The organism is Curtobacterium sp. YR515 (assembly GCF_900113095.1).
Classification (GTDB): Bacteria; Actinomycetota; Actinomycetes; order Actinomycetales; family Microbacteriaceae; genus Curtobacterium.
In genome coordinates this window covers 59,936-72,325 of sequence record NZ_FOOD01000007.1, presented here as the reverse complement: position 1 = coordinate 72,325, position 12,390 = coordinate 59,936, and the positions used below count along the sequence as shown (strand labels likewise).

The window sequence follows — 12,390 nt, the reverse complement described above, 5'->3', positions numbered from 1 at the left end:
GCCGACTTCGCATCGATCGTGCGACGGCACACGCCGCTCGTGCACGCCACCGCCATGCGCGTCCTGCACTCCCACGCGGACGCCGACGACGTCGTGCAGGAGACGTTCCTCGCAGCGTGGACGCACCTGGGGACGATCGTCGATGCGGCGGCGATCGGCGGCTGGCTCGTGACCACCGCTCGGCGGCGGAGCTACGACCGGTTCAGCGGGGCCGCCGCGCGGGTCACCGGACGGCTCGACGAGTCCACGCCCGCAGCGGACGACCACGCCCCGACCGGTGTCACCGAGCGTGCGTCCCTCGCGCAGGCTGCGACGGCGGTGCTCACGACCATGCCCGCGACGCAGCGCCGGTGCTGGGAGCTGCGGCACGTCGAGCAGCTGTCCTACCGGGAGGTCGCCGATGCGCTCGGCCTGCCGGTCTCGACGGTGCGCGGGATGCTCGTCCGGGCGCGGGCGACGCTCTCGCGTGAGCTGGCGGCGTGGCGGTGACCTGACGGTGGACGGGAGGCGCGGTGCCAGCTGGCACCGCGCCTCCCGTCCCGCAGTGGTCGCCTACCGGACGGCCAGCACCCGCACGTCCCACGCCCCGAGCGACAGCTCGGACCCGGCGGCGAGCGCCGTGCCGTCGAGGACGTCCTCCGCCGCGACCGGCACCTGGAAGGCGCTCGGCGTCCACGACCAGTTATGGACCACGTGCACGGTCTCCCCGCGTCCGTTGACCGAACTCTGCACCGACTGCGTGTCGGTCTGGGGACGCCAGCCGGGTGCTCCGTCCGCCCCTGGAGCCGCCCAGTCGACGAGCGCCGCGGCGAGCGCCGGGTCCGGGACGGTCCCGACGTAGGTCACCCGCCCGGCACCGTGCGCACGGGTGGTGACCGCGGCGAACCGGCCGTGGTGCGGGTGCTCGTACCCGACGAGCACGTCGGCGTCGTCGACGAGCAGGCCGTCCGCCCACCGGGTCGCCGTGGCCCCGACCGGCACGGAGAACCCGTGGTCCGTCGCGGCGGCCCCGGCGGACACCGGGATGCGGCGACCGAGGTTGCTGAACTCGTCGTAGTGGACGCCCGCCGCGACGTCGAGGAAGGCGGGCTTGCGCTCGAGCCGGGCACGCGCCTCCTCGTCCTCGTAGCCGGTGCGGATGCCGACCACGAGGTGGCCGCCGGCCTCGGCGTAGGCGGCGAGCCACTGCAGCTGCGCGTCGGTGGCGATGGTGAACGCCGCGGCGACGAGGACCGGGCGCTCGGCGGCGAAGGACTCCGGGTCGCGGTCGAACACCTGCGACGGGTGCACCGTGTTCGCCTGGAGCCCGGCGTCGAACACGCCGCGGGCGAACGCGTCGTAGACCGTCTGCCACGATCGGCGGTCGGGCTCCATGCCGTCGCCGAGCGCCGGGTGTTCGTTCAACGCCCACTTCGACTCGTTCGAGAAGAGCAGCGCGACGTCGGCGCGCGGCCGGAGTCCGGCGACCCGGTCCCCGGCGCGCGCGAACTCGGCACCGATCCGGGCGATCTCCTCGTACGTCCGCCCGGGCTGCTGGGAGTGCGGGAGCACCCCGCCCCAGTACGTCTCCACCCCGTAGTGGAGCGTGTGCCAGTGCCAGTACTCGATCATCGAGGCGCCACGGGACACGAGCGCCCACGCGGCCTGGCGCCACTGCCCCTCGTACGCCGGCTCGTTCATCCACGAGAAGCCGATGGCCTGCGCGTTCGTCTCGGTGACGAGGAACGGCGCCTGCTTCGACCCGTACATCCGGTCGCCCGACGCGACGATCGACCAGGCGCCGGACGACGTCCAGAACTGGGCCGGCTCGTCGGTGCTCGGGAGCTCGAGCGCGTCCTGCATCCGGTAGTAGGGGTTGCCGGCCGTGACGTCGAGGGAACGGGTGAGCACCTCGTCCTCGACGGTGGGCCGCTCGTAGGCGATGCACGTCGTGACGAACTGGTCCGCACGGGAGTACTCCCGCACGACCGACGCCTGCCAGGCGATGAAGTCGGTCGTGATCGAGGCCTGGAACCGACGCCACGCGAGGTCGTACTGCGGCTGCGCGTTGCCGTCCGGGGTCCACAGGTCCGCCCAGGTCGACAGCCGGTGCGACCAGTAGGTCAGCCCCCACTCCTCGTTGAGCCGCTCGACGCTCCCGTAGGTGTGGCGCAGGTGGTCGACGAACCGCTGGAACACCTCGGGGTTCGCGATGAGCTCGTTGCCCGGCTCGTTGTCGACCTGGTACCCGATCACGGCCGGGTGGTCGGCGTACCGGGCGACGATCTTCCGGATGACCCGCTCGGCGTGGAACAGGAACGCCGGGTGGGCGTAGTCGATCTCCTGGCGAGCCCCCCAGCCCATCGCCTCGCCGCCGGTCCGTCGCCGGACGTTGATCTCCGGCACGATGCGGGCGAGCCACATCGGCACCGCGTAGGTCGGCGTGCCGAGGACCACCCGGATGCCGTGCTCGTGCGCGGCGTCCAGCACCGGGGCGAGCCATTCGAGGTCGAACCGGCCGTTCTCCGGCTCCCAGGTGCTCCAGACGGACTCGCCGACGCGGATGACCGAGAAGCCGGCCTCCTGCATGAGGCGCATGTCCTCGTCGAGCCGGGGTGTGGGCTGGTACTCGTGGTAGTAAGCGGCGCCGAAGAGGACGCGGTCGTGCTGCATGGTGCGGGGTACTCCGTTCGAGGGTGCTTGGTCGCGGGTCATGTCTCAGCCCTTCACGGCGCCGGCCGTCAGGCCGTCGAGCAACTGCTTGCGGAGGAGCAGGAACACGAGGATGGTCGGCACGCTCGCGAGCACGGCGCCGGCGAGCACGAGGTCGTACGAGCGGTTCTCCGAGGCGAAGATCGCGTTGAGGCCGAGCGGCAGGGTGTACTGGTTCGAGTCGGACAACAGGACCAACGGCCACTGGAACGAGTTGTAGCTCTGCAGGAAGCTCCACACGGCGAGAGCGCCGAGGGACGGCCGGAGCAACGGGAGCACGACACGACGGAACGTGCCGAACTCCGAGTTGCCGTCGATGCGGGCGGCCTCGATGATCTCGTCCGGGATCGCCTGGACGATGAACTGCTGCATCATGAAGATGCCGAACGCCGGCGCCACCCACGGCACGACGAGCGAGAACCACGGGTTCGTGAGCCCCGACTTCACCACCAGGATGAAGAGCGGCACGAGGATCACCGCGAACGGCACGGACAGCGACGAGAACATCACCGCGAACAGCACCCGCTTGCCCCGGAACCGGAACTTCGCGAACCCGTAGCCCGCCATCGCGCAGACGAAGACGGACACGACGGTGGCGATGAGCGCGGTCCCGACACTGATGCCGAACCACGCCCAGAACGGCTGGGTCGACAGCAGGTTGGAGTAGTTCTCGCCGGTCGCCGGGTTCGGGATCAGCGACGGCGGTGTCGCGAAGATGTCGCCGCGTCGCTTGAACGAGCCGGACAGGGCCCAGAGCAGCGGGAAGACGAACACGAGCAGCAGGGCGATGAGGGTCGCGTAGAGCAGCCCACGGCGGGCGACCCACCCGCGCGTGCGGGGTGGGCCGGAGCGGGGAGCCCGACCTCCGGCGGTGGTGACGGCCCGGGTGGTCGGGCGGTCGGTGGTGGCGGTCATGCGTCCCTCCCGATGGCGAGTGCGCGGTTGAGGATCTGGCTGACGCCGAAGACGATGACGAACAGCACGACCCCGGCCGCGGCCGCGTACCCGAACTGCTGTCGCTCGAACGCGGCGCGGTAGATGAACATGGCGACGGACAGGGTCGCTTCGCCCGGGCCGCCCTTCGTCAGCAGGTACGGCTCGTCGAAGAGCTGCGCGGCGCTGATGAACGACGTGACGACGACGAAGCTCGTGACCGGTCGGATCTCCGGCAGGGTCACGTTCGTGAACTTCCGGAACGTGCCGGCACCGTCGAGCGACGCGGCCTCGTACTGCTCCGGCGACACGTTCTGGAGCGCCGCGAGGAAGAAGATCGTCAGGTACCCGACCGTGCGCCAGAGGAGCACGAACCCGATCGCGACCTTCGCGAGCGTCGGGTCCCCGAGCCAGTCGGTGTTCGGCAGCCCGAACAGCGCCTTGAGCGAGGCGTTGAGCAGCCCGTAGTTCGTGTCGAACACCAGGCTGTAGATGAGCGCGATGACGATCGGCGACAGCACCATCGGGATGAAGAACGTCACGCGGAACAGGTCACGGGCGCGCAGCCCCTTGGCGTTGAGCGCCTGTGCGACGAGCAGGGAGACCGGCACGATGACGAACACGGCGATGAGCGTGTAGATCAGCGAGTTCACCAGGGCGGTGCCGAAGCTGGTGTCGCGGAACAGGTTCGCGTAGTTCGACAGCCCGATCCAGTTCGGGGTGCCGAGACCGACCCACTCCGTGAGCGACAGGTACACGGCGGCGAGCACCGGCACGATCATGAAGAGGCCGTACAGCACGTAGAACGGCGCGATGAACAGGTACGGCGCGCTGCCGCCGTTCGTGTTGAGCCGTCGTCGTCGGGCTGGCGGATCGGCCGTGGTGGCGGACACCGGGATGCCGGTGGCGGTGGATGTGGACAACGTCGTCCTCCTCAGGCGCGGGTCTGGCCGCGGAAGTCGGCCGCAGCGGCGTCGAGCGCCTGCTTCGGGGAGATCTGGCCCTTGTAGGCCTTGATGATGTAGCCGCTCAGGACGGTCTGCAGGATCGCTGCGTCGGCGCTCTGGTGCTGCGACGGGACGTCGTCGACGACGGACTTGTAGACGCCGAACAGCTGCTGCCCGCCGAAGTACGGGTCGCTCATCGCGGCGAGGCGCGGGTCGTCGTAGACCGAGCGCAGCGTCGGCAGGTACCCGAGGTCCTGGTACCGCTTCACCTGCTGGTCCGGGTCGAGGTACGCCGCGAGCACGAGGTCGATCCCCGCCTTCGTGAGGGGCTTGTCGCGGAGCACCGCGAACCCGGTCCCGCCGCCGACGCTCGTCGTGCTGCCGCCACCGGCGAACCGGGGCAGGTTCCGGACGCGCCACTTCCCCTTCTGCTCGGGGACGTTCGGTTTGATGCCGTAGCTGGCGTACCAGGAGGGCATGTCGACCGCCAGGATCGTGCCGCCCTTCAGCCCGGACTGCAGGCTCGGCCCGTACATGTCCGCGACCGTGGCGATCGCTCCGGACTGCACGCCGTCGACGAGGAACTGCAGGGTGCGCTCGGCCTCCGGGGTCTGGATGGCGATGCCGCCGTCCTCGTCGTACAGGTCGCCGCCGCGCTGGAGCAGCAGGATCTGGTAGCTCTGCAGCGTGCCGCCCGGGTCGGTGACCGCGACCGCGTGCAGCGAGACGCCCTTGCTCTTGCTGAGCTTCGCCCCGAGGTCCATGTACTCCTCCCACGTCGTCAGGTCGTCGGGGATGCCGAGGGCCTCGAACCGGTCGGCACGGTGGTAGTACACGCAGAGCGGGGTGTCCGAGTCGAGCGCGTAGAGGTGTCCGTCCTTCGAGAACGGCGTCAGTCGTGCGGCGATCAGGTCGTCCTGCTGCGCGGCCACCGACGGCGACAGGTCGCTCAGCAACTCCTTCGCGATGTCGCCGCGGAGCATCCGGCAGAACGCTCCGATCTCGAGTCCCGCGACGTCCGGTGTGCCCGTGCCCGCGACCGCCTGGGCGATGAGCTTCGTCGGGATGTCGGCCGCCGCGATCGTGGTGATGTCGAGCGCGAACCGGAAGTCGGACTTCCGGTCGGCGACCGGCAGCGCCTGGGTGAAGAACTTCTCGTAGCCGGGGTCGTGCGTCCAGAACGCCAGGTCGGCGCGTCCGGAGCGGACGGCTGCGGTCGACTGCGGTGAGCAGGCGGCCAGCAGGCCGCTGAGCGCGAAGGCTCCGCCAGCAGCGGCGCCCCATCGGAGCAGGTCGCGTCGGCTGGGTCCCGGGCTCGCGTTCCGGTCGGGAGGCGCGGCTGCGGCGGTCGTGCCGGGTCGCGGTGGTACTGGGGTCACGTGTCGTCTCCTGACGTCGTCGTCGAGGTGGGTGCGGGTGTGGAGGCGAGCGCGCGTGAGCGCTCACTCACGGGACGGCGGCAAGCCGCGCCTCCCGTCCGGTGTTCAGTCGGCGGGGCGGAGGTGACGCCGTCCCGGTGACGGCGGCGCGCTGGTGGCGCGCGTGATGAGCTGGCCGGGGAGCATCCGGTGCCGCTCGGCCGGCGGGTGGCCGTCGAGCGTCCGGAACAGGCGGTGCATCGCGAGACGGGTGGCCTCGTCGAAGTCCTGGCGGATGGTGGTGAGGGGCACCGGCAGGAACGCCGCGATCGGCATGTCGTCGAAGCCGACGATGCTGATGTCGCCCGGGACGGACAGACCCGCCTGCTGGATCGCGGACATCGCGCCGATCGCCATCTGGTCGTTCGCCACGAACACCGCGGTCACGTCGGGTCGGGTGAGGAGCGCGCGCATCGCGTCGTGGCCGCTCTGCGGCGACCAGTCCCCCTCGACCGGTTCGTGCTCGGCGACGCCCGCATCCTGCAGGGCCGCGCGCCAACCGGTCTCCCGGCGCTGGCTCGAGGTCCAGTTCCCGGGGCCGGCGATGTGCCACACGGTCTCATGACCGAGGGCCAGCAGGTGGTCGGTCGCAGCGAAGGCGGCACCGGTCTCGTCGAGGCCGACCGCGAGGGTGTTCTCACGGTCGGCGACGTCGGGCGGCCCGAGCGTCAGGACGGTCACGCCCGAGGGCATACGGAGCTGGTCCATCTGGTTGTCGACCGGCTCGGAGAAGACGATCGCTTCGACGTCCTGGCCGATGAGGGAGTCCACCGCGGGCTGGAGCTCCTCGGCGGTCGCGGTCACCGTTCGGACCACGGCGAGGCTGTAGCCGTTCGTGCGGCAGGCCTGCTCGACGCCGGTGAGCATCGCCGTCGGGCCGTACAGGTTCGTGCCGATGGTGATGAGGCCGACGCGGCGGGAGCGCTGGGACTTGAGGGAGCGGGCGGCGGCGTTCGGGCGGAACCCGAGCTCGGCGATCGCGGCCTCGACCTTGGCGCGCACGGCCTCGGTGACGTGGGGCTCGTCGTTCACCACGCGGGAGACGGTCTTCTGGGAGACACCCGCGAGGGCGGCGACGTCGGTCATCGAGGCGGGGCGCAGGCGGCGGACGGGGGCGGTGTCGCTCATGTGCCAGCTCCTTCGCTGCTGCCTCGGGCCCGAGGGGGATCGGGTGTGGGAGACAGGTAATCACGGGGTTGTCTACGTAGTCAAGGGTTCATCGTGCATCAAGGCACCCGCGACTTCCTCGGGTGTCTGGCACTGGACGAGGATCGTCCCGAGCCGGCAGGAGAACCGGACACCCCGTCCCGCTGACACGCAGAGCACCCGTCCGCCGCCGTGCCGAGCGATCCCGACGCCGCCGTAGCGCCGCGGGTCGACCCGTTCGATCGACACCGCTCGTACTTCGGACACCGGCACACGCACGCGGAGCCACGGAACGAACCACACCGTGACGATGCCGCGCTCGACACGGGTGGACACGCGCGCGGCGAGCACCGACAGGCCAGCTGCGATCCCCACGGCACCGACGACGACCACGAGCGCATCGAAGCCCACGACGATGTTCCCCACGACGATGACCACTCCGAGGAGCCCCACTGCACCGCCGAGCATCCGGACGGAGAACGGTGCCACGACGACGTCATGCACTGGCTTCCGCGAATCGTTGCGGGGCAAGGAGATCACCTCGTCCCGTTCGCAGCGCGGGGAACGCCCCGTTGATCGGGGCCAGGTGCGGGAACAGCATTCAGGACAGGAGGCGCGGCAGCAGAGCACATCGCACCTCCCGTCCCGCATCCGGGCCGTGGACTGCATTGCCGCCGGCCCATCCGACTCCCAAGCGATCAGTTGCGTCGACGATGCACCCGGAGACGCATGAGGCCGGTCAACACCAGCCCGACGGCGAAGACGAGCATGCCGACCCCGAAGCCGACCCGCTCGATCACGATGGCCCAGAGCCCGACCGAAGCCATCGCCAGTCCGAGGATGACGAAGGCGATCGGGCTTGAAGTATCTGCCTTGCTCATACGGATGCACACCCCCACACGGTCATACCGACACCGAACATCGTCAAGCCGATCGGTCCGCCCGCACTTGCCGAGAGGATCGATCCTCCGATGCTCAGCGTGCACTGCGCGATCGCCTGCTGCTGCCGGGGCGTGGGCAGCGGCCCTCGAGCAGCGAAGTAGTTCACGCCGCGGAGCGTGAAGCACCCCACCGACGGCGAGCAGTACGCACCGCTGAAGCGGGTGTACTTCGACCCGCACTTCGACTGACTGTTGGGGCAGTAGCGCGACGTGTTGACCGTCACGCAGCGCTTCGGTGCGCACACCCGAACGGTCGAAGCAGCCCGGGGCAACGCTCCAGATCGCGGGACGGGCAGCTCTCGGCCACCGGCGTCGAAGTACGTGATCGAGACTGCCGAACCGTCCTCTGCAGGTGCAGTCTCCGCAGAGGCTGGGGCGGCGAGAGTCATTCCGGCCAGGACGGCGCTCACGATTGCAGCGACCGCGAGGCCTCGACGTCGAAACTTCATTTCACACTCCATTGTGTACAACATCACGTACGGAAGGACCGTAGCAGAGATGGGCACGAGACACCGCGTGATTCGGCAACAAGCCCGCGGCAACATCTGCGCCGCCGTCGTCGACGGTTCCGTCGCACACTGACGGCTCCGCACTGACGGAGTGGAGGCGCGGTGCCACCTGGCACCGCGCCTCCCGTCCGTCAGTCGTCCCCGTGCGCAGCCAGGGTGGCGAGCACGAGCTTCACGATCCGCCGTTGGCCGGAGTCGTCTTCCTCGTATTGCTCGCACCCGTGAGGTTGTACCGTTCGCTGATATGCAGCATTCTGGGCTTCGTCGCCGCGCCCGTGGCGATGATTCGGGGAGGATGAACATGAAGAAGAAGATGTCGATCGCATCGGCAGTTGCAACCGTTGCAGTTGGCTCGGGGCTCCTGCTGGCAGCGCCCGCGCAGGCGCAGTCGCACGCCGAGGTTCCGTCGAACGTCGTGATCGACGAGAGCTTCGATCCTGCTGGCGAGGTGGTCGTCGCCGACGATGGTCGCTCCGCGCGATCGGGTGACTGCAAGGACCGCGCGTTCGCCGTCGTCGCGAAGCTGACACAGTCACTGAACGGCTGCAGCGTCATCGGTTCGACAGCCTCGACCCAGGTTCAGTACAAGTGGTACAAGCACCAGGGGAACTCGAACCCGTGCATCTGGGGGAAGTCCTTCAACTCCAAGCACGCTCCAACCTGGACCGCGCTGGACTGTGGGACGGGTCGCTCGAAGTTCGTGCCGTGGGGCAACGTGGCCGGCACCAAGAAGATGAAGGGTCTCACCGGCACCGGTTGGGCCGGCGTGCAGTGGCAGTGACCGCTCGGCGGACGCGGCGGCGCAGCGTCGGGGCGCTCGCCCTGAGCTGCGTCGCCGCGGCCGTCTTGCCCGGGTGCGCATCCGGCTCCGACAGCGACCGGGTCGCTCTGCAGTCGTCGACGCGACAGCCAGCGCCCGCCCCGGAACCCGCTCTCGACGCCGCGTCGATGCAGACGATCGCCGACCACCTCCGGCTGACCGTGCCGTGCGGCCGGGCAGACACGCTGCACGACGACCTCGCGTTCTGGGACAGCATGCGAGGCTTCGACTGCCTCGAACCGGACGCTCCGACGTTCATCCGGGTCTACGCACATGCTGCGTCGGTGCCGCAGACCCTCGCCGAGTGGGACGGCACCTTCGATTCCGATCGAGCGGTCGTCCGGGGAGCGAACTGGTACGTCATCGGCCCTCCCACCACCGTGTCAGCCGTGGAAGCACCGACGGGTGCGCCCCGTGTGGCGGACGACGTCGGCGAGCCCGTGTCCCTCACACCCGAGCAGGACTACACCACGACCTGCATGCTGTTCGTCTCGAGCGAAGGCCAGCGGTACGTGCGGCGGTCGGAGGAGAGGAGCACTTCCGCGGAGCAGTACGGCGCGATCTTCCCCGGAGTGACGGACGAGGTGCATGCGGCCATCGAGGAGCTCGGTCGGGGCCGCGTCCTGGAGGTCGCGGACGAGGAACGCTGGGTCGCTGCACTGTCACCGATCGGCCCCCGGCTGAAGAAGCGGTGCGCCGCCGCGTACCGTGCGGTCGGCGACGCCGTGCAACCGATCGACGGCAGCGAGCGATGAGGGGGTCGCGAACGAGACCATCCATCGCCCGAGGCACAGCCGTCGTCCTCGCCGTCGGCGCCTCCTGCGCGGCGTTGCTCGCGATCGACAACCTGCTGGGCTTCACCGGGCACCACGTCCTCGGCGCGATCGCCGTACCCGTCCTGGCCGCGACGTCCGTGGCAGCAGGGTCGATGGCTGCCGCTGGTGGAGCGTTCACCCGCGATGCCGAGCGCATCCTCGTCGCCGCCGGCGTCGTCGGCTTCGTGGCGACGCTGTCCCCGGCGACCAGCAGTCAGCTGTGGTTCCCCGTCGCGCTCCTCCTGCAAGCACTGGTCCCGCTCGCCTTCGTCGCAGCCGGGCTCCTCTCCGCGCGGCAGCCCGTGGAACCCCGTGCCGTCCGCGTGCTCGGGATGCTGCTCCTGGTGCTGGCCACCGCGTGGATCGTCACCGCGTTCGCGTCGGTTGCGCTCGTCGTGTTCCTGATCGCGCAGGCCTGCACGCTGCTCGTCGCGGCAGCCACGGAACTGCACCCGGTCCTCCGCCGGGCGTGGGGACTCGCGCGCGGGCTCTGGTCGAGCGCTGATGTCCGTTGAGGCGTTCGTGCATCAGACGCTTCGACCGCGGATCGCGTGGTCGGGGAACTCACGCGCTCCGCGGAGCGGCGCGGGGCATCACTGCTGAGTCTCATGGGAGACAGCCGTCGCCGCTGACGCCCGCTCCCCCGACTCGCTCGCTGACGACGGGTGCGTCAGCGCGTCACGGATGATCCGGCGCGGGTCGTACCGACGCGGGTCGAGCTCGGACCAGTCGATCTCGACGCCGATCTCCTCCTCGACCTGGGCCTTCGTGGATTCCGCCCAGTGACGGAGCTGTCGGACGAACCCGGCCAGCTGCTGCGCGAGATCGACGAGGCGGTGCGGTCCGACGAAGACCGCGGCGACGATCCCGATGACGATCAGCTTCTCGGCGTCCACGGTGCGCTCCGCTCCGCTCGAGGCGGTGTCGTCACTCGCCGGGCGTCGTCGGGGTCGACGTCGCGGCGGGAGCGGAGTCGCCGGTCGCGGCGGGAGCGGGGTCGCCGGTCGGGGTGCCGTGCGGCTCAGTGTCGCGGACCTCGCGGCGGAAGATCGTGAGCGACTGCCCGAGACCCTTCGCCAGGGCCGGGAGCTTGGTGGCGCCGAAGAGCAGGATGACGATGCCGAGGATGACGAGCAGGTGGATGCCGGTGAGGTTGCCGAGCACGGTGTTCTCCTTCGAGGGTTCGGGTCGTGGACGGGGGTCGGTGGGTCCGCACGGTCGACGCGGTCACCGGACGGCCTTCGGGCCGGAGGCCAGCCGGACGTCGTCGATGGTCGGCAGGTCGGCCCCGCGCCGTCCGACCGTGATCGCCGCGGCGATGGAGCACGTCCGACCCAGCTCCCGCAACGTGGTGCCGTCGAGGTGTCCCATCGACGAGCCGCTGCCCGTCGACGACGAGTCCGCCGGCCACGGCCGCGAGCGGGTCAACTGCCAGAGGAGCGCCGCGGTGTAGGTGTCCCCCGCGCCCACCGTGTCGATGACGGCCGCGCGCTCCCCCGGCACCGTCACCCGCTCCGAGGCCGTGGACAGGACGGATCCCGATGCCCCGGCGGTGACGACGGCGAGCTCCGCCCCGAGCCCGATGACCGCGTCGAGCACCGCGTCGGCGTCACGCCCGGGCCAGAGCCATGCCGCGTCCTCGTCGGAGAGCTTCACCACGGTCGCCAGGGCCGCCAGCTCCTCGAACCGGGCGCGTGCTGCGGACCGGGTGCCGAGCAGGGCGGGGCGGACGTTCGGGTCGAACGAGACGATCCCACCGGCGGCCGTGGTCCGTTCGGCCGCAGCGAGCACCTTCTCTGCCCCCGGCTGGAGGAACGCGGCGATGGATCCGACGTGCAACCACTCCGGTGTCCGCTGGAGGCGCGGGAGGTCCCACTCGATGTCGAACGCGTAGCTGGGCTGCCCGTCCGCACCGAGCAGCACCGTCGCGGACGACGTCCGTGCAGCGCCGAAGCCGCCGGCGACGAGCTGCACGCCCGAGGCCTCGAGGTGCCGCGTGATGTGCCGTCCTCGCTCGTCCGCACCGAGCCAGGTCGCGAACTCGACCTCGGCGCCGAGCCGCCCCAGGCCGAGCGCAACGTTCGCGGGCCCGCCGCCGGGGACCTCGCGGCCCTGACCGACGACGTCGACCAGCGCTTCGCCGGCGACGGTGATCATCGACACGTCCGTG

14 protein-coding genes are annotated in these 12,390 nt (G+C 70.4%); 4 read left to right on the top strand and 10 right to left on the bottom strand.

The features are described from left to right. The first annotated feature begins 18 nt into the window (after window positions 1-18). Window positions 19-489: an RNA polymerase sigma factor gene (locus BM028_RS17630; RefSeq protein WP_175496125.1), complete on the top strand. Its 471-nt coding sequence runs from the start codon at window positions 19-21 to the stop codon at window positions 487-489. A 63-nt stretch (window positions 490-552) separates the two neighbouring features. On the opposite strand, the gene BM028_RS17625 is transcribed toward BM028_RS17630, so the two are convergent. The 7 genes from BM028_RS17625 to BM028_RS18360 form a co-directional block, all read right to left on the bottom strand. Next, a complete protein-coding gene (locus BM028_RS17625; RefSeq protein ID WP_254803985.1) occupies window positions 553-2,694 on the bottom strand; it encodes a beta-galactosidase in 2,142 nt (713 codons plus the stop codon). A gap of 3 nt (window positions 2,695-2,697) precedes the next feature. Beyond that, on the bottom strand, window positions 2,698-3,606 hold the full coding sequence (locus BM028_RS17620) for a carbohydrate ABC transporter permease (protein WP_070417984.1): 909 nt from the start codon (window positions 3,604-3,606) through the stop codon (window positions 2,698-2,700). Then, window positions 3,603-4,547, bottom strand: a complete 945-nt coding sequence (locus BM028_RS17615) for a carbohydrate ABC transporter permease (protein WP_254790855.1) — start codon at window positions 4,545-4,547, stop codon at window positions 3,603-3,605. Before BM028_RS17615 ends, BM028_RS17620 begins: the two co-directional genes overlap by 4 nt. 11 nt (window positions 4,548-4,558) lie before the next feature. Beyond that, on the bottom strand, window positions 4,559-5,950 hold the full coding sequence (locus BM028_RS17610) for an ABC transporter substrate-binding protein (protein ID WP_217647273.1): 1,392 nt from the start codon (window positions 5,948-5,950) through the stop codon (window positions 4,559-4,561). Between the two features lie 105 nt (window positions 5,951-6,055). Next, on the bottom strand, window positions 6,056-7,117 hold the full coding sequence (locus BM028_RS17605) for a LacI family DNA-binding transcriptional regulator (RefSeq protein ID WP_217647272.1): 1,062 nt from the start codon (window positions 7,115-7,117) through the stop codon (window positions 6,056-6,058). A 72-nt stretch (window positions 7,118-7,189) separates the two neighbouring features. Then, window positions 7,190-7,573, bottom strand: a complete 384-nt coding sequence (locus tag BM028_RS17600; RefSeq protein ID WP_139219869.1) for a hypothetical protein — start codon at window positions 7,571-7,573, stop codon at window positions 7,190-7,192. A gap of 260 nt (window positions 7,574-7,833) precedes the next feature. Beyond that, on the bottom strand, window positions 7,834-8,016 hold the full coding sequence (locus tag BM028_RS18360) for a hypothetical protein (RefSeq protein WP_139219868.1): 183 nt from the start codon (window positions 8,014-8,016) through the stop codon (window positions 7,834-7,836). Window positions 8,017-8,886: 870 nt separating this feature from the next. On the opposite strand from BM028_RS18360, the gene BM028_RS17590 reads away from it, so the two are divergent. From BM028_RS17590 to BM028_RS17580, 3 genes are all read left to right on the top strand, one after another. Then, complete coding sequence (locus BM028_RS17590) at window positions 8,887-9,366, top strand: hypothetical protein (RefSeq protein WP_092388415.1); 480 nt, start codon at window positions 8,887-8,889, stop codon at window positions 9,364-9,366. Between the two features lie 167 nt (window positions 9,367-9,533). After that, window positions 9,534-10,160: a hypothetical protein gene (locus tag BM028_RS17585; protein WP_139219866.1), complete on the top strand. Its 627-nt coding sequence runs from the start codon at window positions 9,534-9,536 to the stop codon at window positions 10,158-10,160. Window positions 10,161-10,234: 74 nt separating this feature from the next. Beyond that, the gene (locus tag BM028_RS17580) at window positions 10,235-10,735 is read left to right on the top strand and encodes a hypothetical protein (protein WP_092388409.1); all 501 of its coding nucleotides are present in this window, start codon (window positions 10,235-10,237) and stop codon (window positions 10,733-10,735) included. 78 nt (window positions 10,736-10,813) lie between these two features. On the opposite strand, the gene BM028_RS17575 is transcribed toward BM028_RS17580, so the two are convergent. The 3 genes from BM028_RS17575 to BM028_RS17565 form a co-directional block, all read right to left on the bottom strand. Beyond that, window positions 10,814-11,116, bottom strand: coding sequence for a twin-arginine translocase TatA/TatE family subunit (locus BM028_RS17575; RefSeq protein ID WP_092388406.1), 303 nt, complete (start codon window positions 11,114-11,116; stop codon window positions 10,814-10,816). Between the two features lie 31 nt (window positions 11,117-11,147). Beyond that, the gene (locus tag BM028_RS18885) at window positions 11,148-11,384 is read right to left on the bottom strand and encodes a twin-arginine translocase TatA/TatE family subunit (protein WP_092388403.1); all 237 of its coding nucleotides are present in this window, start codon (window positions 11,382-11,384) and stop codon (window positions 11,148-11,150) included. 63 nt (window positions 11,385-11,447) lie between these two features. Then, window positions 11,448-12,377, bottom strand: a complete 930-nt coding sequence (locus tag BM028_RS17565) for a carbohydrate kinase family protein (protein ID WP_092388553.1) — start codon at window positions 12,375-12,377, stop codon at window positions 11,448-11,450. Window positions 12,378-12,390 lie beyond the last annotated feature (13 nt).